18 protein-coding genes are annotated in these 18211 nt (G+C 64.8%); 5 read left to right on the forward strand and 13 right to left on the reverse strand.

The genetic code is table 11. The features are described 5' to 3' along the window. Positions 1 to 252: 252 nt before the first annotated feature. The 6 genes from HLH45_RS07045 to HLH45_RS07070 are packed head-to-tail and all read right to left on the reverse strand — an operon-like array spanning position 253 to position 6196. Positions 253 to 672, reverse strand: a complete 420-nt coding sequence (locus tag HLH45_RS07045) for a Na+/H+ antiporter subunit G (protein WP_008575549.1) — start codon at positions 670 to 672, stop codon at positions 253 to 255. Next, positions 669 to 953, reverse strand: a complete 285-nt coding sequence (locus tag HLH45_RS07050; protein ID WP_003486364.1) for a K+/H+ antiporter subunit F — start codon at positions 951 to 953, stop codon at positions 669 to 671. Before HLH45_RS07050 ends, HLH45_RS07045 begins: the two co-directional genes overlap by 4 nt. Next, the gene (locus HLH45_RS07055; RefSeq protein ID WP_008575552.1) at positions 950 to 1456 is read right to left on the reverse strand and encodes a Na+/H+ antiporter subunit E; all 507 of its coding nucleotides are present in this window, start codon (positions 1454 to 1456) and stop codon (positions 950 to 952) included. The genes HLH45_RS07050 and HLH45_RS07055 overlap by 4 nt, the downstream gene beginning before the upstream one ends. Next, a complete protein-coding gene (locus HLH45_RS07060; RefSeq protein ID WP_008575554.1) occupies positions 1453 to 2997 on the reverse strand; it encodes a monovalent cation/H+ antiporter subunit D in 1545 nt (514 codons plus the stop codon). The genes HLH45_RS07055 and HLH45_RS07060 overlap by 4 nt, the downstream gene beginning before the upstream one ends. Beyond that, positions 2994 to 3368 carry a Na+/H+ antiporter subunit C gene (locus HLH45_RS07065; RefSeq protein ID WP_008575556.1) on the reverse strand — a complete coding sequence of 125 codons (375 nt, stop codon included), beginning with the start codon at positions 3366 to 3368 and terminating at the stop codon, positions 2994 to 2996. Before HLH45_RS07065 ends, HLH45_RS07060 begins: the two co-directional genes overlap by 4 nt. After that, positions 3368 to 6196, reverse strand: coding sequence for a monovalent cation/H+ antiporter subunit A (locus HLH45_RS07070; protein ID WP_008575558.1), 2829 nt, complete (start codon positions 6194 to 6196; stop codon positions 3368 to 3370). Before HLH45_RS07070 ends, HLH45_RS07065 begins: the two co-directional genes overlap by 1 nt. A gap of 166 nt (positions 6197 to 6362) precedes the next feature. Here HLH45_RS07070 and HLH45_RS07075 point away from each other — a divergent pair, with 166 nt between their 5' ends. Then, positions 6363 to 7265 carry an NAD-dependent epimerase/dehydratase family protein gene (locus HLH45_RS07075; protein WP_008575559.1) on the forward strand — a complete coding sequence of 301 codons (903 nt, stop codon included), beginning with the start codon at positions 6363 to 6365 and terminating at the stop codon, positions 7263 to 7265. Positions 7266 to 7290: 25 nt separating this feature from the next. On the opposite strand, the gene HLH45_RS07080 is transcribed toward HLH45_RS07075, so the two are convergent. From HLH45_RS07080 to HLH45_RS07110, 7 genes are all read right to left on the reverse strand, one after another. Further along, positions 7291 to 7776: an Mpo1 family 2-hydroxy fatty acid dioxygenase gene (locus tag HLH45_RS07080; protein WP_008575562.1), complete on the reverse strand. Its 486-nt coding sequence runs from the start codon at positions 7774 to 7776 to the stop codon at positions 7291 to 7293. A gap of 96 nt (positions 7777 to 7872) precedes the next feature. Beyond that, the gene (locus HLH45_RS07085; protein WP_008575564.1) at positions 7873 to 9471 is read right to left on the reverse strand and encodes a M4 family metallopeptidase; all 1599 of its coding nucleotides are present in this window, start codon (positions 9469 to 9471) and stop codon (positions 7873 to 7875) included. A 425-nt stretch (positions 9472 to 9896) separates the two neighbouring features. Further along, positions 9897 to 11651, reverse strand: a complete 1755-nt coding sequence (locus HLH45_RS07090; RefSeq protein ID WP_008575565.1) for a peptidoglycan-binding protein — start codon at positions 11649 to 11651, stop codon at positions 9897 to 9899. 72 nt (positions 11652 to 11723) lie between these two features. Beyond that, the gene (locus HLH45_RS07095) at positions 11724 to 12260 is read right to left on the reverse strand and encodes a hypothetical protein (protein WP_008575567.1); all 537 of its coding nucleotides are present in this window, start codon (positions 12258 to 12260) and stop codon (positions 11724 to 11726) included. A 236-nt stretch (positions 12261 to 12496) separates the two neighbouring features. Then, entirely contained in the window at positions 12497 to 13018 is a 522-nt protein-coding gene (locus HLH45_RS07100; RefSeq protein WP_074053480.1) for a hypothetical protein, read from the reverse strand. A 286-nt stretch (positions 13019 to 13304) separates the two neighbouring features. Beyond that, entirely contained in the window at positions 13305 to 13976 is a 672-nt protein-coding gene (locus tag HLH45_RS07105; RefSeq protein WP_074053258.1) for a hypothetical protein, read from the reverse strand. Positions 13977 to 14192: 216 nt separating this feature from the next. Further along, a complete protein-coding gene (locus HLH45_RS07110; protein WP_008575574.1) occupies positions 14193 to 15119 on the reverse strand; it encodes a phosphoribosylaminoimidazolesuccinocarboxamide synthase in 927 nt (308 codons plus the stop codon). A gap of 209 nt (positions 15120 to 15328) precedes the next feature. Between HLH45_RS07110 and HLH45_RS07115 the strand changes: the two genes are divergently transcribed. From HLH45_RS07115 to yegS, 4 genes are all read left to right on the forward strand, one after another. Continuing rightward, on the forward strand, positions 15329 to 15658 hold the full coding sequence (locus HLH45_RS07115; RefSeq protein WP_008575576.1) for a J domain-containing protein: 330 nt from the start codon (positions 15329 to 15331) through the stop codon (positions 15656 to 15658). 125 nt (positions 15659 to 15783) lie between these two features. Next, entirely contained in the window at positions 15784 to 16485 is a 702-nt protein-coding gene (gene rpe, locus HLH45_RS07120; protein ID WP_008575577.1) for a ribulose-phosphate 3-epimerase, read from the forward strand. Next, a complete protein-coding gene (locus HLH45_RS07125) occupies positions 16482 to 16973 on the forward strand; it encodes a GNAT family N-acetyltransferase (RefSeq protein WP_008575579.1) in 492 nt (163 codons plus the stop codon). The genes rpe and HLH45_RS07125 overlap by 4 nt, the downstream gene beginning before the upstream one ends. Before the next feature lie 235 nt (positions 16974 to 17208). Next, on the forward strand, positions 17209 to 18138 hold the full coding sequence (gene yegS, locus HLH45_RS07130; protein WP_033478975.1) for a lipid kinase YegS: 930 nt from the start codon (positions 17209 to 17211) through the stop codon (positions 18136 to 18138). The last annotated feature ends 73 nt before the right edge of the window (positions 18139 to 18211 follow it).

An 18211-nucleotide genomic window follows, 5' to 3' on the forward strand; every position in this document is an offset into this window, starting at 1 on the left:
CGTCGCGCCGGTGGGCGATGGTGGGCGGTCGCAGAATCGCTCTGCGCAACGGTGGCACAGCGCTGCGCGTGGTTGTTGAGTCGCGCCACACTGCAGTTGCATGCCCATCTGTGGTTGGCGAACGCACGAAGTGAGCGCTCGTGAGTCGATACCCCATGTGCCGGCGACCGGCTCAGCCAGTTGCGCCGTTGAGAAGGTTCTGGGCAGCAACCGGACCTGATCGGCAAACAATCCACGCCGGGCAGCAACGCCTCAGCCACCCTCGGACGCAGGCCCCGGATGCTGCTTCTCGGTTTCTTCGTTCTCGCCAAGATCGCCTTTGACCTGCGGCAATCCTTCCTGCTGCGCGTCGCCGTGGTTCGGTACTTCCGGGCGGTTTTCCATCATCAGCGACAGCGCTGCCTTGGCCATCAAGTGCGCGCTGATCGGTGCGGTGATGAACAGGAATACGGTGATCAGCAATTCGCGCGGCTGCGGGTCCACGCCGAGAAACAGGTGGTATCCCACCGAAGCCAGCAACACGCAGCCCACGCCCAGCGTGCTGGCCTTGGTCGGTGCATGCAGGCGCTTGAAAAAGTCCGACAGCTTCACCAGGCCGAAAGCGCCGATCAGGATGAAAAACGTGCCCGCCAGCAGCAAGGCGCTGAGCAAGTATTCGGTGAGGGCGATCATTCGACGATACTCCGCCGCAACACGTACTTGCTCAGTACCACGGTGCTGCCGAAGCCGAGCATCGCAATGACCAGGGCCGCCTCGAAGTAGATCGGCGAATCCAGGTACATGCCCAGCAGCATCAATTCGGCAATGGCGGTGACCGAGAGCGTGTCCAGCGCCAGGATGCGGTCTGGCACGGTCGGCCCGCGCAGCAGCCGCCACAAGGCCATCAGGATGGCCAGGCCCACCGCGTGCATGCAGATCACGATGGTTGATTCGATGAACATGTGGCCGGTCATGGAAAGATCTCCATCAGGGGCTTTTCGTAGCGGGTCTTGATCTCGGCAATCAAGGCCTGCGGATCGTCCAGATGCAGTACGTGCACCAGCAGATATTTGCGGTCGTCCGACAGCGCGGCCGAGACGGTCCCCGGGGTCAGCGTGATCATGCTGGTCAAGGCGGCAATGCCGTGGATGTTGGCGATGTCCAGCGGCACCCAGATGAAACCGGGATGGATACGCGATTCTGGCCCGAGCACCTGCGCAGCGACCTTGATGTTGGAGCGCACGATGTCGCCCGCGGCCACCAGCAGCATGCGTGGCACCGAGCGCAGCGAGCCGATCTGTGCGAACTCGCGGTCCAGCCGCGCTGCAAAGATCGGTACCACCACGCCCAGCAGCATGCCCAAGACCCATTGCTGCGGGCCGAAGCTATCGCTGAGCAGCAGCCAGAACACGAAGACCGTCACGCTCAAGGGCGGCGAGGGAAACAGGCGGCGACGCAGTGGCAGACGCGTGTTCATGGCTGCCTCCGTTGCGGCGTGGTGGCGCGGACCTGGTCAACATACGCGCCGGGGTCGCGCAACTGCGCAGCGGCCGCATCGGTGTAATGCATCAGGGGACCTGCGGCGCCGGTCATCGCAACCAGCCCGCTCAGCAACAGCACCGTGGCGGCGGTCTCCACCGGACGCATGCGGCCACGCCGCGGCGGCTGCAGTTCCGGCGCATTTTCCGCCGCCGCCGGCACCCGCCAGAACAAGCGTACGCCGGCGCGGGTGAGGCCGATCACGATCAGCAGGCTACTGCCGAGCACCGCGATCCACACCGGCCCGACCAGCCCTTCAGGCACGTGTTGCAGCAATGCGGCCTTGGCCAGAAATCCGGAGAGTGGCGGCAACCCGGCCACCGCCACCGCGGCAATCATGAACATCGTGCCCGGAATGGCCCGCCCCGGCAGCGGCGCCACTACTTCCTTGCGGTCGCTGGCACTGCCGCGGCGACGGCGGATCAGGTCAGAGACCATGAACAACGCAGCGGCGACAAAGCTGCTGTGCGGCAGGTAATACAGCCCCGCGCCCAGTGCGCCGGCATCGTCCAGCGAAAACGCGATGAACAAGGTCGCTGCCGAAAACACCACCAGGTACGACACCATCACCCGCAGCCGCGATGCGGCCATCACCCCGAACGCGGCCATCAGCAGCGTCGCGATGCCCAGCCACAACAGCGCGTGGCTACCGAAGCCGTGCAGCGCGCCGGCACCGGCGCCGAACCACAACGACGATACCCGCAGCGCTGCGTACAACCCCACCTTGGTCATGATGGCGAACAATGCAGCCACCGCCGCCGGCGCACGCGAATAGGTTTCCGGTAGCCACAGATACAGCGGCAGCAGCGCGGCCTTGCTGCAGAACACCAGCAGCAACAAGCCCAGCGTGGCCTTTGCCAACGGCACGTCCTGCGCCGGCAGATCGGCAATGCGCTGCGACAGCTCGGCCATGTTGAGCGTGCCGAACACACCGAACAGCAGGCCCAGCGCAATCAGGAACAACGTCGACGCACACACGTTGAACACCACGTAATGCAGGCCCACCCGCATCTGCAACCCGCGCCCGCCGCTGAGCAGCAGGCCGTAGGAGGCGATGAGCATCACCTCGAAGAACACGAACAGGTTGAAGATGTCGCCGGTCAGGAATGCGCCGTTCAAGCCCATCAACTGGAACTGGAACAATGCATGGAAATGCGGTGCGCGCCGGTCCCAGCCTGCGCATGCATGTAGCAGGCACGCAGAGCCCAGGATCAAGGTCGTCAGCAGCATCCATGCCGACAAGCGGTCGCCCATCAGCACGATGCCGATGCGCGCCGGCCAGTCGCCGAGCAGATAGACCAGGATCTGGCCGTCGGCCGCGCGTGCGAACAGGGCGATGACCGCCGCAGCCAACAAGGCGATGCTGACCCACGCCACGCTGCGCTGCACGCGCGGCCCATAGCGGCGGTGCTCGACGAACAACGATGCCGACGCGCCCAGCATCGGGATCAGGATGGGCAGGATCAGCAGATGGTTCATCGCCGGGCCTGCCGCGTATCCGTGCCGGTCGCGGCATCTTCGTGCGCATCCACATGGTCGCTGCCATTGTCGCTACGGCTGCGGATCGCCAGCACCAGGCTCACCGCGGTCATCGCAAACGCGATCACGATGGCGGTCAGCACCAGGGCCTGCGGGAGCGGATCGGTGTGATGCATCAGCTCGGCCGGCACGCCGTCGCGCAACACCGGCGCCTGGCCACTGCGCAGGCGCCCACCGGCAAAGATCAGCAGATTGGTCGCATACGACAGGAAGGTCATGCCCAGGATCACATCGAAGCTGCGCGCGCGCAGCAGCAGATAGATCGCCAGTGCGGTGAGGACGCCGATCGCGCTTGCCATTGCCAATTCCATCAATGCTGCTCCGCGGTGCGTGTCGAACGTTGGGTGGGGTCGATCTCGCCGCGCTGCGAACTGCGCGTACGCGAGGGCTTGATCGTGCCCATCATCGACAGCATCAACATCGCCGCACCGAACACCACCAGGTACACGCCGGTATCGAAGCCCAGCGCACTGGCCAGTTCCAGCTCGCCCAACAGCGGCAGCGGAATTTCCAGATGTCCGCTGCTCAGGAACGGCAGCCCGAACACCAGCGAGCCGGCACCGCTGACCAGCGCGCACAACAAGCCGATGCCGATCAGGCGGATGTAGTCGAAACCAAAGCGCGACTCCACCGAAGCCGTCCCCTGAATCACGTACTGCATCAGCAATGGCACCGCCAGCACCAGCCCGGCAATGAAGCCGCCTCCCGGCGCGTTGTGCCCGCGCAGGAACAGGAACAGCGACACCGTCAATGTCAGCGGAAACATGATCTGCGCCAGATCGGCCGGCACCGGCAACTTGATCGGCGGCCCCGGCATGGTGCGCTCCGGTGCCATGCGCGCGCGGCGCAGCAAGGCGTGCACCACCAGCCCGGCGATGGCGAAGACGGTGATCTCGCCAAAGGTATCGAAGCCCCGGAAATCCACCAAAATCACGTTGACCACATTGCGCCCATACGCTTCGGGCAAGGCGCGCTGCAGCAGTTCGCCGGCGACCGAATGGCTGGGTTGCGTCATCAAGGTATACGCCAACGCCGCAAGACCGGCGCCGCCGGCAATGGCAATTGCGGCATCACGCATCTTGCGCAGCCGCGCACGTTCGGGCAACGAGCGCTCGGGCAGGTAGTTCATCGCCAGCAGCATCAGCACCAGCGTGACCATTTCCACCAGCAACTGCGTCAGCGCCAGATCCGGCGCCGACAAGAACACGAACGTCAGGCTGACCGCCAGCCCGGTGCCGCCGAGCACCAGCACCGCCAACAGGCGCTGCTTGTACAGGAACAGGCTGCCCAGGGCGCATGCGATCATCAACAGCCACACCATCCACCCCAGCGCCGGCATTGGCATGGGTGCAGGCCATTGCGGCAATGCACCGCCTTGCAGGAACGGCACCAGCGCCACCACGACCGCGCTTAGCACCAGCAGCATCAACATGCGCTGCAGGTTGCCGTTGGTGACGGCGTCGGTCATGCGTGCGGTGGCACTGAACAAGGCACGCAGGTTCCATTGGAACAGTGCCTTGCCCGGCGAACGGTTCTGGATCGCATACAGATCCAGCGTGCGGCGCAGCGCGATGTACAACAACGCACCGCCGACGATGCCGGCAACGCTCATCGCCAGCGGCAAATTGACGCCATGCCACAGCGCCAGGCTGTAGTCGGGCAGCCGGTCGCCCAAGATCGCGGTGGCACCGGCGCGCAATACGGGCGTCACTGTCCATGCCGGCACGATGCCCACCGCCACGCAGGTAAGTACCAGCACGTCGACCGGAATCCGCATCCAGCGCGGCGGCTCGTGCGGCGTGGTGTCCAGCGCGCGCGGGCCTTCGCCGAAGAAGGTGTCGTGCACGAAGCGCAGGCTGTACGCCACGCCCAGCAGGCCGGCCAGCAGCGCAGCGGTGCTGGCCAGGATGCGCATCAGTTGCGGCGCTTCGGTATCCAGCGCAACCGCGAAGAACATTTCCTTCGACAAGAAGCCGTTGAGCAGCGGAATGCCGGCCATGGCCAGCGAAGCGGTGATGGCCAGCGCGCTGGTCACCGGCATCAACCGGCGCAGATTGCCCAGCTTGCGCATGTCGCGCGTGCCGGTCTCATGGTCGATGATGCCGGCGGCCATGAACAACGACGCTTTGAAGACCGCATGGTTGATGAGGTGAAACACGCCGGCCACCACCGCCATCGGCGTGGACAGGCCGAACAGCATCGTGATCAGGCCCAGATGCGAAATGGTCGAGTACGCCAGCACGCCCTTGAGATCGTGCTGAAAGATAGCGTGCCATGCGCCCAACAGCACCGTGATCGCGCCGATGCTGGTCACCGTATAGAAAAACAGATCGGTACCGGCCAGCGCCGGATGCAAACGCGCCAGCAAAAATACGCCGGCCTTCACCATCGTGGCCGAATGCAGATACGCCGACACCGGCGTGGGCGCCGCCATTGCGTGCGGCAACCAGAAGTGGAACGGGAACTGCGCGCTCTTGGTGAAGATGCCCAGCAACACCAGGCCCAGCGCGTACGGATACAGCGGGCTGGCGCGGATCACATCGCCGGCGGCCAGGACGGCATCGAGCTGAAAACTGCCCACGATGCGGCCGATCATCAACACGCCGCCCAATAACGACAGGCCGCCGCCGGCAGTCAGCACAAAGGCCATGCGTGCGCCTTCGCGCGCGTCCTTGCGGTGCGACCAGAAACCGATCAACAGGAACGAGCTGATGCTGGTGAGTTCCCAGAACACCATCAGCAAGAGCAGGTTGCCCGACAGCACCATGCCGAGCATCGCGCCCATGAACAGCAAGAGATAGGCAAAAAAACGCGACGCGCTATCGCGTGGGCTCAAATAGTAATGCGCGTACAGCACCACCAGCGCACCGATGCCCAGCACCAGCAGTGCGAACATCCAGGCCAGGCCATCGAGCCGCAGCGAGAACATCAGGCCAATCTGCGGCAGCCACGCGTGATCGCTGGCAATCACCTCGCCGCGCAGCACCGCGGGCGTCAACAGCGCCAGCACCAGCAGCCCGGCCAACGGCGCGGCCGCAGCCAACCACGCAGTGATCGAACGGGAGGCGCGCCAGAGCAGCGCAGCGGCAGCGGCCATGACAAATGGCAGCGCCAGCAGAATTTCCAACGAGAAAGGCATGCAGGGAACACAAGATTCGCGAGCAGGCCCGAGAGCTTAACAAACCGTTGACTGACGTCCGCGTCAACGCCGCCAGCGCACATGGCCTGCCATCGGCCCCACTGGGCTGCACATCGCAATGCCGCACTCGCTATGCTGCAGGCATGCATGCATCGATAATTGCCCCGTGACTGCCGCCAATCCCGCTCCGTCCACCGCTGCATCTGCGCCGCGCGCCCTGGTCTTCGGCGGCAGCGGGCAAATCGGCGAGCGCTTGCTGATCCGCCTGCTGAGCAGCCGATGGCAGGTGACGGCGTGGTCGCGCCAGCCGCGCGCAGCGCGCTCCGGTCTGATCTGGCGGCAGGGCGATCTGGCTGTGCCGGCAGCTGCCGGCGAGGCGTTCGAGGTGATCTTCAGCTGTGGTCCGCTGGACCACTTCGCACGCTGGTATGCCGAAAACCCGGTGGTAGCGCCGCGTATCGTGGCGTTCGGTTCCACCAGCGTTGAGGTCAAGGAACACTCCATCGACGCGGCCGAGCGCGACGTGGCCCAGCGTCTGGCCACTGCCGAACAGGCGCTGTTTTCCGCCGCGCGTGCGCGTGGCGCTAGTGCCACCGTGCTGCGGCCGACCCTGGTCTACGGCGCGGGACGCGACAAAACCTTGACCCAGATCGCCGGGCTGGCGCAGCGCACCGGCGCGTTCGTACTGCCCGCCAACGCCACTGGCCTTCGCCAGCCCGTGCATGTGGAAGATCTGGCCAGCGCCGCTCTGGCGGTGGTTGGCCAGCCGGCCACCCAGCAGCGCAGTTATGCCGTGGGCGGCGGCGAAGTGCTGGCGTACACGCAGATGGTAGAGCGCGTACTGGAAGCGCTGCCACGGCCTGCACGTCTGTACCAGGTGCCGCCGAGCCTGTTCGGTCTTGCACTCACCGCAGCGCAACGCCTGGGCCGCCTGCGGGGCTTGAATGCCGCCGCGCTACAGCGCATGCGCGAGGACCTGGTATTCGATCTGGAGCCGGCACGCCGCGATTTCGGCTATGCGCCGCGTGCGTTTCGCCCACTGCCCGAAGAGCTCGGGATCGGCGCGTGAGGCCTGGCTGGTCTGTCGGCGACGCTCAGTAACGCCAACCCAGCTGGCGATACGCCTTGGCCAGCACCCAGATCGGCCCGATCAGCAGATAGGTCAGATCGGTCAGGAAGCTCGGTTTGCGGCCTTCGATCTTGTGGCCGACGAACTGCGCAATCCATGCCAGCACGAACACCGTCAGCGCGGTGGTGAACAGGCCGCCAAGCCCGATGCGGCCTTCGATCAACCGGCACAGACAGCCGAAGAAGAAAAAGATCCCCAGCATGCCCAGCCCCAGCGGGCGCGACAGCCGGTTGTAGTACGACCACGTCGCAAACATCGACAGCGCGGCCCACACGCCGCTGCTGAACCAGCTACCGCCGACCGGGATGCACCACAACAGCGCCACCACCGACCACAGGATGGCAGGCACCGCCAGCACGTGGATCTGCTGATTGGTCGCGTTTTGATGATCGTCGGAATAGCTGGCGAAATAGCGCTCGATCGGTCGCGCGGTCGTGGTGCTTTGGCTCATGTTCCCTCCCAGGAATGATCCAAGCATACGCGCGCGGATGGCGCCATGGCAGATGTGCCCTCGCCACGCCTTGGTGGCGTGGCGAGGGACGCACCGTCAGTTCACCGAGACCGCGCTCCACGCCGCCGCTACCGCGCGGTATTGCGTGGACGTGCTGCCGTACAGATCGGTGGCCGCGCTCAGCGTGGCCCGACGGGCCGCCGCGTAGTTGGTGGACGAGGTCATGTAGACCGTCAGTGCGCGATACCAGATGCGGCTGGCCGCGGCGCGGCCGATCGCGGTGAGCGCCGTGGAGCCGCTGCAGACCAGACTGGTCGGGGTCAGGTTGTAGCTGGTGCCCGAGCCGAACCCGCTCGGCACCACCGCCCCTTCGGCCAGCAGATAGTAGAAGTGATTGGCCACGCCCGAGCTGTAGTGCACATTGAGCGAGCCCAGGCTGCTGCTGTAGCAATCGGGCGATTTGCCATCCAGGCTTGGCTTGAACATGTAACGCAACGCCAGTGTGCCGGTGCTGTTGTTGGGGATGATCTTCTCGCCAATCAGATAATTGCCCGGCTCGGCGCTGTTGGCAGCGGAGTACTCCACCATGGTGCCCATGATGTCGGACGTGGCTTCATTCAAACCGCCCGATTCGCCCGAGTAGGTCAGCGCGGCGGTGCGGCTGGTCACACCGTGGGTCATCTCGTGACCGGCCACATCCACCGACACCAGCGGCGTGAACGTGCTGCCATCGCCATCGCCGAAGGTCATGCAGAAACAGCTGTCCTGCCAGAAGGCATTGTTGTAGCGGCTACCGTAATGCACCCGGCTCCGTGCACCGGCCCCATCGTTTGCAATGCCTGTGCGCGAATGCGTGGTGCGGTAATAGTCCCAGGTCAACGCCACGCCGTAATGCGCATCGACCGCTGCGGTGACCGTATCGCCGGTGGTGCCGCTGCCCCAGGCATTGTCGGCATCGGTGACCAGCGTGCCATTGCCGGAGGTGCTGTTGCGCATGTTGTAGGTCGCACCGCTGCCGCGACTGAGATCGGTCATTTCGTAGCTGGTGCTGCTGCAGCGCGTCGTGTTCACCGTCACGCTGCCCGCATACAACGAACGTCCTGTGCCAGCGGCGCTGGTGCCGCCGCTACATGCGGTATGCACGGTATCCCAGGATTCGAGGATGCGCTGGTTCACCGCATCGACGATGTAATGCATCTCGGTCGGTGTCTGGTCGGGTTTGACGCCGCTGTAAATTACCTCGTACACCAGGCGCGGCGCGCCCTGGCGTGCATACAGCGCCAGACTCGCACGCGGCGCGGCATCCTGCGCCACATCGAAGTGCGAACCGGCCACACGCAACGCGGTTGCCGCATCGATTCCCGGCACCAGGCTCGGACGCACCGTGGTGTCCATGGTCTGGCTCAATTCACGCATCACCCCGCGACGCGAGTGCACCACCACGTCGCCGCCGATCACCGGCAGGCCCTGATAGGTGCGATCGAAACGCACATGTTCGGTACCGTCGGCATCGACGATGCTGTCGCGTGCGATGAAGGCGTCGGCCGGCGCGCGATTGGCCAATGCAGACGCGTTGTTCCCCAATAACGATTGCGCGCGCGAAACAGCGGCATTTGCCGACACATCGGCAGCATTCGCGGCAGCAGAAAACGAGAGCGCGCAGCAGATTGCCGCGCCCAGGACATGGAATTGCATGACGACTCTCTCCAGAAAACGTGCAATGCAAAGACCGGCAGCCCCCCGACAGCCGGTCGCCGATGGCACCTTGGGTGCCGGCAGTTACGCTTGCACAGTCACGAACTGGACAGTAGTAAAAATTACGGATGTGTTGCGTTCTGTGCGCCCGGCCACTTTCCGCTGTGGCGCACATCGCAGAGGCGCAGCGGATGCATGGTGTCATTGGCCGCTGCGGCCAAGCATGCGCGCAATGCAGTGGTGTCAGGCAGGGTTGCGCCGTATCGTTGCGCCAGCGCGGGGTGTTGCGGTGTCCCATCACCACGCGCGCTGGCCGTTGAATGACGATCAGCTTGCGCGATGTGTCGTGACTCCCACGGTGCATCTGGAAACAAGAACGCCGGCCAATCTCCTGGCCGGCGTCTTCTTGATCTATCGCTGAAAGATCAGCGACCTCCCATCGCAACCTTCTGCTGTTCTTGCTGGGCCTGTTGCTGCTGCGAGTGACCAGCCAGCAACTGCGCGCTGGTTTGCTCAAGTGTCGGAGCAGGTTGGTTCAGGTCCACCGCCGCACGGAAGCCCGGCGTGGTGCCCATGACGAATGCCTTGCCGTCCTGCACTGTCACGTTCTGCAACTTGTCCGCGCTGTCGATCCCATTCTGCTTCGCCTGCAGCGTGACATGTGCCGCCGTCTCGTTGGAGATCATGCTTGGCAGCCTGCTGCGGATTGCGTTATGTAGCGCGTGGTCGGGATGCGATGCATCGTTGAGCGAAGGCCCTTTCGGCCCAGCAACCTGCGCCTCGCGGGTCTGCGCCGGTTGTGCAGCCAATGCTGCACGCGTATCGCGGCCGACAACACCGTCCTGCTGCAGCCCATGCTGCTTCTGGAACGCCATTACCGCCTCACGCGTGTTGTCGCCGAAGCGCCCGTCTTCGGCCAGGCGGTTGCCTTGTGCATCGCGTACACCGAGACGGTTGAGGTCCTGCTGCAGCTTGCCCACATCCTGACTGTTGTCGCCATGCCGCAGGGCACCTGTGCCGCTTGCCGCTGCTGCCTGGGTGTGGCGCGCACCCGCTTCGTGTTGGTGACCCTGATTCCAGAAGGTCTCGGGGCTGGTCAATTTGCCGTTGGCATCGCGCAATTGGTAATGCACATGCTGCGCATATTGGCTTGCGCCATTGGGCCCACGTCCCCCCATCGTGCCGATCGCGTCGCCTGCCGACAGCGTTTGCCCTTCTTTGACCTTGACGCCATCCAGATGCAGGATCTCGTGCGAGTTGCCTTGTGCATCGCGAATCTTGACGGTGCCGTAGCTTCCGCCGGCAAAGGTCACCGTTCCGGCGACCGGCGAATGCACGGTTGGATGCTGCAAATTGCGTCCTGCCTGACCGCCCTGATAATTGAAGTCGGTGCCGCCGTGGTCGCGCGCGCTGCGGTGCTCGCCGTAATGTCCGGTGATATGCGGCGCGGTGCCGTTCTGCGGCGGAAGCATGCGCTCCATGGTGGCCTGGAACGAATGCGCGTTCGAACCGGCATGCGGTGCTTGCGTCGGTGCCGAATGCTGCGCGGGCGCGACGGTCTGTCCGAGTTGACCGTGTTCGAGCTTGTGCATCACATCGGGCGTGAGGTCGCGCTGCCAGCGCGCGAAGCGGCTTTCGCGGTCAGCCAGTCCATTGGGCGGATCGCCGCCGTTGATCGCAACGCCTGCTGCATGCGCATCCTGCCTGGCCGCTTGCGGCACATTGTGCTGCCAGTACCAGGTTGCGATCCGCGACGCGTTTTCCGGTTGCGCGGCCAGTTCGGGGTGCGCGACCAGGTCGAGTTTCAGCGCTTCGCCGGCCTCGCGATACTGATCTTTGCCGGTGAGCTGGATGTAGCCGCGACCACGGTAAAGATAGCCATCGCCGGGCTCGTTGTTGCCCATGCGCCCGCCATACATCAATTCGGCGAGTTTCTCCGGCTGGCCGCGCAATGCCTCAAGGCGCGCTTCTTCCAGCGCCTCCGGTCCTTCGCGCAGTGCAGAACGCACTTTCGAGCTCACTTGCGAGAGGCCGCGGGTATAGCGGAACCCTTCTTCCAGGCGATTGAGTCCGCCCGATTCGTGGCCTACCTGGGCCATGAAATTCGCCAATTCGTTGGGCCGGGTGATTCCCGCTGCATAGGCTGCCTGCAGCAGCCCAGTTTCGCGATCGGTTGCCATGGTGTAACTCCTCATTTCTCAGCAACATGAAAAGACGGACCCATCCTTGTCCGCGTCAGCCATTACTTCCCTTTAATTTTGTTTCTGGGCTCCAGCCTCATCCAGCGCCGCGACTTTCTTGAGCGTGGCGGGGTCGAAGTCCTGGAACGTCACCGTCCCAAAATCCTTGTCGGTTAATTCCAGGGTGTTGTGTTGTTCGGTCTCGGTATCGGAAAGATCGCGCACGACCTTGTCCAGCAACCAGGTCTGCTTGTCTGCCGAATACTTGAACGTGAAGTCGTCGGCCCAGCGCTCGCGCGAGCCGCCTGAGATGGAGATGGTGAATTGCCCGGGCTGGACGCGCGAAAACGCATACGGGTCGCCTGCCAGACCGCCGCAGCGGGCACAGGGCACGATGCGATTATTTTCAGCGGCCTTTTGCAGGCTGCCATCGGCGTTCTGGGTCAGCAGCAGGACGCGACGTGGCTGCCCTTCGCCGAGCTTTTCGTTGCCGGTTGCCGGCGGAGAAATCACGACAAGTGCGTCCGAATGTCCGGCGCCAGTCAGGTCGCCGCGTTGGGTATCCAGCGCCTTCGATCCTGCTGGAACGAAGGAGTCGATCGTTGCCATGGGTACAGTCCCTTGTGTCGGTGTGGCAGGAGGTGTCGCGGCCGGTGCGGGTGGGCCAGCCGCGGCTGCGGGTGCATTGGCCGGCGTTTCAGGCGCATCGGCTGCCTGCGGACCGTTACACGCGGCAAGCGCTACTGCCAGCACGGGGATGAGCACTCTGAAGGGGGGCACGGCCGTCTCCTGATTTGGGTTTTTGCGTGGCGCGGTGTTGGCCGCGCCGTTACTTGCCCGCGCCGTTACAGCGACTGGTCGTCGACCTTGACCAAGGTCCAGCATGGGCGCTGGGCGAAGTGGTAGACCTGTTGGTCGCCGCTGTCAGGTGTACGCACCAGCACCTGGCGACCGCCTGCGTTCTCGGACACCACGACCTCGCGGCCCGCGGAGCGGGCCACGTCCAGGTTCGGGATAACCGGCCATTTGACGTCGGCCAGCGCAACCTCGCGAGTGACTGGCGCCGGTTCCGGCTGCGCATCCGGATCGATCCGGATCATGGTCAGCGGGTCGGCCGTGGCTTTCTCCTGGGCCGCGATGTCTGCACTGAAGCTTTTTAGAAATGCAGAGAAGTCGGCGGTCGGGCAGGTCGTCGGCTGAGCGGGCGTGGCCGACGCCGTAGCAGGGGTTGAGGCGGCAGGCGCGGTACCCGCTGCCTCTGCTGTCGCCGCGGGCATTGCTGCGCCTGCTGGCTCTGCTTGCGGTTTGCAGGCAACCAGCGCCAGGCTCAGTGCGAGGGCATGCAGAGATGTTCGTAAAAGGGCCAACGGATCCTCCTGATCGTATCGGGCGATGTGCGAGCGCGCAGGATGGTATCTGCGCGCTGTGTGCAAATGCGTGAAGGCTTGTGGGGCCAGAGTGCGGCGAGCCGGCCGGACGCAGCAGGCCCGCACCCTGGGAGCGTGACCGGAATGACGGTGGCCGATTGCTCAAACGATGCCAAGGCCGGTGAGTGTCCTCAACACGGGCCGGGTACCTCATCTGGATCCATTGCAGCAATCGTCATGCAGTGATGGATGGGTTGCCTGCAAATCACCCGTTTGGTGCGCGCAACTAGATTCCGTTGGAAAATACTTCGAGTGCGTCCGCACTCACCCATCCTTGCGCGCAATTGCCAGTGGATTGTCCTGGTGCTGCGGCGTGGCAGTGCTCGCCACTTGCAGGCTTGATCTGCTTGATCGGCCTGTCGCCGTAGGTTTTGCACAATGCGGTGTTCTCGCACCTTGCAACGGTGCTCGCTGGAATTGCGGCGACGTAGTAATACCGCGGGTTCTGTCCGGCGCGGCCGATCGCCTGGACGCAGACGAGCTGGCCTTGGGCAAGATTGGCTGTAGCCGTTGCGCTGCTGCCGGTGACGGGAACGGCATCCAACAGATCTGCTCCGTTCGCCTGGGCGACGCCGGCGAAGAAGCCCTTATCGCCACAATCGGGCAAAAACTCCACATCGTAAAAATCACCCGTGTCGACATTGCCTGCTGTGCATCCTGTTGCAGTCATTGCATCCGTGCAGGTTGCGCCAGCGGCCTGTATCAGCGCGCCAAGTCTGGCGTTGACCTGCAATGCTGCGGGTGCGTTGTTCTTCGCAGGTGCTGCCGGTGCTGATGAGGGAACGGCGTGGGGTGCAGATTCGCCGGCAGTGCAGGCGCTCAGTGCGAGCGCTAGACCGGGAATTAGTGCGCTGCGCAAGGCAGGCAGCACGCGACACAAGTGACTTGACATGGTCATTGCGGCCTTGCTGGGCAAGAGAACACACCATCGCAGTGGGCGCGGTGGGGATGCTGGTGGGCGAGTGTGTGCGATAGCCGTCATGAAGCTTCACGCTTGATCACCAACCTGGCCTTCAGTCGGTAGTCGAGAAATCGACGCGCCGAGAATGTCGGCGCTCGCAGGCATAGGCGTCTGCGTACTGCGCCGCCTCGCCCTTTCACCGGGCGCGTGCAATCAATCCACCGAAATATCCGCCAGCCGCTGCAGCGCTTCGGCATATTTCGCACGCGTGCGATCGATGACGTCGGCCGGCAGGCGCGGGCCGGGCGCGGTCTTGCCCCAGTCCAGGGTTTCCAGATAATCGCGCACGAACTGCTTGTCGTAGCTCGGCGGGCTGGTGCCCGGTTCGTATTGGTCGGCCGGCCAATAACGCGAGGAATCCGGAGTCAGCATCTCGTCCATGATGTACAGGCGGCCATCGGCATCGGTACCGAATTCGAACTTGGTATCGGCCAGTAATATGCCGCGTTCGGCAGCAAAATCGGCTGCGAACCGGTAGATGCGCAAGGTGGCATCGCGCACGCGTTCGGCCAGCTCGGCGCCGACCGTCTTGACCATTGCATCGAAGTCGATGTTTTCGTCGTGGTCGCCAACCGCTGCCTTGGTCGAAGGAGTGAAAATCGGCTCGGGCAGTTTCTCGGCCTGACGCAGGCCGTCGGGCAATTCGATACCGCTGATCTTGCCGGTGCGCTGGTAATCCTTCCAGCCGCTGCCGATCACATAGCCGCGGGCGATGGCTTCCACCGGCACCGGCTTGAGCTTGCGCGTGACCACGGCGCGTTTGGCGTACAAGGCCGGATCGACACCCTCGGGCAATACCTGCTCCACGCGGATGTCCACCAGGTGGTTGGGCATCAGGTGTTCGGTCTTGTGGAACCAGAAGTTGGATACCTGGCACAGCATCTCGCCCTTGCCGGGAATCGGGTCGGGCAGCACCACGTCGAACGCAGACAGGCGGTCGGTGGCCACCATCAACAGATAGTCGCCCGGGGGCGCATCGGCGGGCAGGCGGTCGCGGGGAAGATCGAAGACATCGCGGACCTTGCCACGGTGACGCAACGGCAGGCCGGGCAGATCGGATTGCAACAGCGTGGTCGACACAGGCACTCCTAAGGACGTCGCTATGACGCTGTCCCCGGGACCCGGCGGGCCCGCGGGTAGGCAGCGGGCCGCGTAGTGTACGGCGCTTCGCCGCCTCCCGCAGAATTTATTGGAAGCCCGCGCGGTGGGGCTTGTGCAGGAGCCGTCAGCCAGGCCGGGCGGGCGTTCGGGTAAGATCGCCAGCCCGCCTCCCGCCCCCGATCGCCCCCATGTCCTGGTACGGAAAACTGCTCGGCGCATTGGCCGGTGCCTTGCTGTTTCGCGGGGCGCCGGTGGTGGGGCTGCTGATCGGGCTGGCGATCGGCCACGCGGTCGACGCCGGCTGGTTCAAACGGCGCGCGGAAAATCCGTACGAGGCGCTGGGCCTGGAGCCGGACGCCACCACTGCCGAGATCGACCTGGCCTATCGCCGGCTGATGTCCCGCTACCACCCGGACAAGGTCGCCAACGCCGACCCGGAAGCCCGCCGCCAGGCCGAAAAGAAGGCCAGCCAGATCAACGCCGCCTACGACCGGATTCAACGGCAGCGCAAGCACTGAAGCCAAGGCTGCACGCCGAAAACCGCTGTGTTACGCAGTGCCGGGCGTCGACGCAGCGCGCTGTACATCGAAAGCCCCAGCGCCCAGCGGCATCCGGCTTTCCTCGCCGGGCCACGGTTGCGACAATGGCGCTCCTGCATTTTTCCGAGCTGCCCATGCAACCGACGGCGATCGCCCCGTCCATCCTGTCCGCCGATTTCGCCCGTCTGGGCGAGGAAGTGAACAACGTCCTCAAGGCTGGTGCCGACTGGGTGCACTTCGACGTGATGGACAACCACTACGTGCCCAACCTCACCATCGGCCCCATGGTGTGCCAGGCGCTGCGCAAGCACGGCATCACCGCGCCGATCGACGTGCACCTGATGGTCGAGCCGGTGGACCGCATCGTGCCGGATTTCGCCGACGCCGGTGCCACCACCATCAGCTTCCACCCCGAAGCCAGCCGCCACGTGCACCGCACGATCCAGCTGATCAAGTCGCACGGCTGCCAGGCCGGACTGGTGCTCAACCCGGCCACGCCGGTGGACATCCTGGATTGGGTGCTACCCGAGCTGGACCTGGTATTGGTGATGTCGGTCAACCCGGGCTTTGGCGGGCAGGCCTTCATCCCGTCCGCACTGGACAAGCTGCGCGCCATCCGCCGCAAGATCGACGCGACGGGCAAGCCGATCCGGCTGGAGATCGATGGCGGGGTCAAGGCCGACAACATCGGTGCGATTGCCGCGGCCGGCGCCGACACCTTCGTCGCCGGCTCGGCCATTTTCAATGCGCCCGACTATGCGCAGGTGATTGCGCAGATGCGCGCGGCGGTGGATGCGGTGCGATGAGCCGGCCCGCACCGCAGATCCGCAGCGCCACGCCTGAGGATGTGCCGCTGCTGCATGAACTCATCACCGCGCTGGCGGTGTACGAGCGCGAGCCGGACGCAGTCAAGGCCGGCCTGGAGGAGTTGCGCGCCAGTCTGTTCGGCGACGGCGCCACCGCGCATGCGCTGATCTGCGAGCAGGACGGTCAGGCGCTGGGCTTTGCGGTGTATTTCTTCAACTACTCCACCTGGCTGGGCCGCAACGGCCTGTACCTGGAAGACCTGTTCGTCCGGCCGGAAGCGCGCGGCAAGGGTGCGGGCCTTGCGCTGTTGCGGCACCTGGCGCAGCTGGCCGTGCAGCGCGGCTGCGGGCGGTTCGAATGGTCGGTGCTGGACTGGAACCAGCCGGCCATCGACTTCTACAAGGCAGTCGGTGCGCACCCGATGGACGGCTGGACCGTGTACCGGCTCGACGGCGAACGGTTGGCCGCATTTGCGGCAGGCGCCTGAGCCAGGCACGCCGCGCAATCCAGCCTCATGCAAAAGGAAGGCCGCTCCTATCGGGGCGGCCTTCAAGAAAATTGGAGGCTGATCCTGCCTCCGCCCGTCGTCCCTGCTATGGCCTTCCACTCTCCGGGTCATCGATGACACCGCAATGACAGTGCGCAGCCAGCGCCTATTCACGATCTGCCCATTGGCCCGCTGCTAGCCTGCGGCCATTACCCTCACAGCATCGGCAGCGCGCATGGCCCCGTCCCACTGGCGTGTGATCCTCAACGGCAAGTCCACCGACAACATGGACCTGCGTGAGGCGGTGGGAACGCTGCGCAAGCGCGGCATCCAGCTCGATGTGCGGGTCACCTGGGAAGACGGCGATGCCGAGCGTTACGTGGGCGAGGCGGTGGCCGATGGCGTGCACACGGTGGTGGCCGCCGGTGGCGACGGCACCCTGAGCGAAGTGGCCGCCGCCCTGGCGCACCACGAGGGCGATGCGGCCTCGCTGCCGTCGCTGGGCCTGGTGCCGCTGGGCACCGCCAACGACTTCGCCACCGCCGCCAATCTGCCGATCGCCCCGCTGGAGGCGTTGACCCTGATCGCCGAGCGCGTCGCGCAGCCGGTCGACCTGTTGCGGATCGACGCCGACCACGGCCCACACTGGTGCGCCAACGTGGCCAGCGGCGGCTTCGGCACCCAGGTCACGGTGGAAACCGACGAAGGCCTGAAGAAGATGCTCGGTGGCCTGGCCTATCTCATCACCGGCATGTCGCGGCTGGGCCGCATCGACCCGATCAGCGCCCGCTTCAGCGGCCCGGAGTTCAGCTGGGAAGGCGAATTCATCGCACTTGGCCTGGGGAACGGGCGCCAGGCCGGTGGCGGCCAGGCGCTGTGCCCGGAGGCACTGATCGACGACGGCCTGCTGGATGTCACCATCGTCCCTGACCTCGACGGGGAAGTGGCCGCCACGCTCGGCACCCTGGTCACTGGCGGCAAACAGGCCGCGCTCGAACGCGTGGCCGTGCGCGCCCGCGTGCCGTGGCTGGAAATCGTTTCCCAGCAACCGCTGACTTTGAACCTGGACGGCGAACCGGAAACCTCGCGGCACTTCCGCATCGAATGCGTCCCGGCGCGTCTGCGAATGCACTTGCCGGGTGAGTGCCCTTTGCTTGGCCGGTGAGAATCGGGAATCGGGGATGGGGGGATCGGGAAAGCTTCGCATGCGTTTCGGGTGGGCCAGGCAATCGCCACAG

This window comes from Xanthomonas euvesicatoria, from assembly GCF_013112235.1.
Taxonomy (GTDB): Bacteria; Pseudomonadota; Gammaproteobacteria; order Xanthomonadales; family Xanthomonadaceae; genus Xanthomonas; species Xanthomonas euvesicatoria.

Excerpts from the sequence above, each read along its gene's own strand:
- HLH45_RS07065 (WP_008575556.1), bottom strand. The coding sequence starts at position 3,368 with ATGGAATTGGCAATGGCAAGCGCGATCGGCGTCCTCACCGCACTGGCG.
- HLH45_RS07115 (WP_008575576.1), top strand. The coding sequence starts at position 15,329 with ATGTCCTGGTACGGAAAACTGCTCGGCGCATTGGCCGGTGCCTTGCTG.
- yegS (WP_033478975.1), top strand. The coding sequence starts at position 17,209 with ATGGCCCCGTCCCACTGGCGTGTGATCCTCAACGGCAAGTCCACCGAC.
- HLH45_RS07050 (WP_003486364.1), bottom strand. The coding sequence starts at position 953 with ATGACCGGCCACATGTTCATCGAATCAACCATCGTGATCTGCATGCAC.
- HLH45_RS07125 (WP_008575579.1), top strand. The coding sequence starts at position 16,482 with ATGAGCCGGCCCGCACCGCAGATCCGCAGCGCCACGCCTGAGGATGTG.
- HLH45_RS07055 (WP_008575552.1), bottom strand. The coding sequence starts at position 1,456 with ATGAACACGCGTCTGCCACTGCGTCGCCGCCTGTTTCCCTCGCCGCCC.
- HLH45_RS07080 (WP_008575562.1), bottom strand. The coding sequence starts at position 7,776 with ATGAGCCAAAGCACCACGACCGCGCGACCGATCGAGCGCTATTTCGCC.
- HLH45_RS07060 (WP_008575554.1), bottom strand. The coding sequence starts at position 2,997 with ATGAACCATCTGCTGATCCTGCCCATCCTGATCCCGATGCTGGGCGCG.
- rpe (WP_008575577.1), top strand. The coding sequence starts at position 15,784 with ATGGCGCTCCTGCATTTTTCCGAGCTGCCCATGCAACCGACGGCGATC.
- HLH45_RS07070 (WP_008575558.1), bottom strand. The coding sequence starts at position 6,196 with ATGCCTTTCTCGTTGGAAATTCTGCTGGCGCTGCCATTTGTCATGGCC.
- HLH45_RS07090 (WP_008575565.1), bottom strand. The coding sequence starts at position 11,651 with ATGGCAACCGATCGCGAAACTGGGCTGCTGCAGGCAGCCTATGCAGCG.
- HLH45_RS07045 (WP_008575549.1), bottom strand. The coding sequence starts at position 672 with ATGATCGCCCTCACCGAATACTTGCTCAGCGCCTTGCTGCTGGCGGGC.
- HLH45_RS07095 (WP_008575567.1), bottom strand. The coding sequence starts at position 12,260 with ATGGCAACGATCGACTCCTTCGTTCCAGCAGGATCGAAGGCGCTGGAT.
- HLH45_RS07085 (WP_008575564.1), bottom strand. The coding sequence starts at position 9,471 with ATGCAATTCCATGTCCTGGGCGCGGCAATCTGCTGCGCGCTCTCGTTT.
- HLH45_RS07105 (WP_074053258.1), bottom strand. The coding sequence starts at position 13,976 with ATGACCATGTCAAGTCACTTGTGTCGCGTGCTGCCTGCCTTGCGCAGC.